Here is a 1,815-nt window from a genome sequence, read left to right as displayed (position 1 = left end):
CCACCGACCTGATTCGGTGACGCTGCCCCAGTCATCGGCGCGGAATCCTCCGGTAACATTCTCGATGAGGCAATGCGGGGGTCAATTTTGGACGCCGATCCCCCGGCTTAGGGGGTCAATATTGCAGGCCGAATGACACCTCAAAGTTGGTCTTTGGTGCTTCCTGCGGCTGACGATCAACTCGTGGTGGCGCCTGTGGAGTCGAGTCCCAAAGCTGCGGCGGTACTGCAGCTTGCGTAGGCATTTTGCTTGGGACACTCAAAGTTGGCGGACTACTGCCCGATGATTTCGAAATATTCGGAACCGCTGAGGGCACGCTAGTCGCAGATCGGGAAGATGGGGGAGTTGGCGGCACAGAGGCGGCAGTTGGGCCACTGGTATTCACACCTGCAACGATGAATGCGGCGAAGCAAATTACACCAAAGACCCAACGTCGAGCGGAAACATCACCAAATACTCGTACCTTCTCGTCTGCTTCGGCTTGCTTGAATTCGACCCATACTGCTCGAGCTCGATTGGTAAGATCGTTGCGAGAACGCCCAATCTCGGCTGCTGCTGTCCTGATAGCGATTAGATCAGCCTTTAACGCGGCTTCTAGATTAATGCGCCTTTGGGCGACGTCCGACTTTACCTGAGCAATGTCGCTCGGGTTGATAGGCTGGCTCGGATTAAATACGAAACGCCGCTCAAGATCCGATCGCCATGACAACAGAAGGCTAGCAGTTGCTGGACCGAACCCTGGAATACTCTCGATCCGCTGCCGGGAGATATCCGCAGCAGTATCGATCCCGTGAGAGCGTAACGTCGACTTCCTTGCACTACCTACGCTCTTAATTTTTGCGTTCACAAGACTATAGCGTTCGAGAAAGTACCGAAGCTGTATCTCGCGCTGTCTACGGGACAACTCCGAAAGGCGTCGCGCTTCTTCGTTCGGAAGCTCGTTGTATTCGCGAATCTTTAGCTCGGACTGGCGTCTTGCTTCGTTGAAGCGCGACGCATCTCCCTCGGTCCTGTAACGTTGATCTATCTGATCCCACGCTTGCTTGAGCTGATGCGAGCGCGGCCCCTTGGCGTGCAACTGCTTGGGGTTTCTAAGTGCGAAATATCCCGACGCCGCGAGAGCCCCTAGGCTTATCAAGGGAGGAAGATATCCCAGTCTCAAGAGCACGGCCGAGACAGCGCCGCCAATTGTTGCGAGGACGAATTGTCCCGAAGAGCTATCGAGCACGCCCCTATTTTGGACGCTAGGCGTACTCTGAACGGCCGGCATCGCTGAATGCAGTGACGGCGCCGTTCCCGGATCGGTCACGCCACGGATCGCAGCGATGAGCTGACCGAGATCAAGCGGTGTGGCCGTATTGATGTTGAGCGGGGACGGAAATGCGATAAAGCCAGGGATGGCTTTCTCGAGTGCGCACCATGGGCAATTTGGTGCAGACGAGAAATGGAAGTGGGCCGCCGACACACTGCATTTGATCAGCTGAGTCTCAGCTCGCTGCAAGAGGGATATCCAGTCGCCCGCCTTTGGCCTGGCACCGTTTGTCCCGCTTGGACCAAAGCATGCTTCAAAAGCGACCGCGAGCTCTTGTGGAATATAAGAAAGCGTCGGCGCGAACGGCGGAGGCTCGGTTTGAGTGCGAGACCTGTCCGACGAGTACGCAAATCGGCACTCAGCTATCGCTCGCTCTTCGGGCATGTCGCCGCGACCAAGATATCGACCGGCAAATGGATGGCGTCCTAGTCTTACTGTGTCATAAAATCATCCGCACGGTACGTCTTTGGATGAGAGCAGTACAGCACGGACATCGTCGCAGG

At 56.1% G+C, this 1,815-nt stretch carries 1 protein-coding gene; it reads right to left on the bottom strand.

The features are described from left to right. Positions 1-115: 115 nt before the first annotated feature. Complete coding sequence (locus SO140_RS45730) at positions 116-1,501, bottom strand: helix-hairpin-helix domain-containing protein (RefSeq protein WP_449384694.1); 1,386 nt, start codon at positions 1,499-1,501, stop codon at positions 116-118. Between the last annotated feature and the right edge of the window lie 314 nt (positions 1,502-1,815).

The organism is Bradyrhizobium sp. UFLA05-108 (assembly GCF_059803455.1).
The sequence above is the reverse complement of the archived record's forward strand: the minus strand, read 5'-3'. Positions and strand labels throughout refer to the sequence as shown.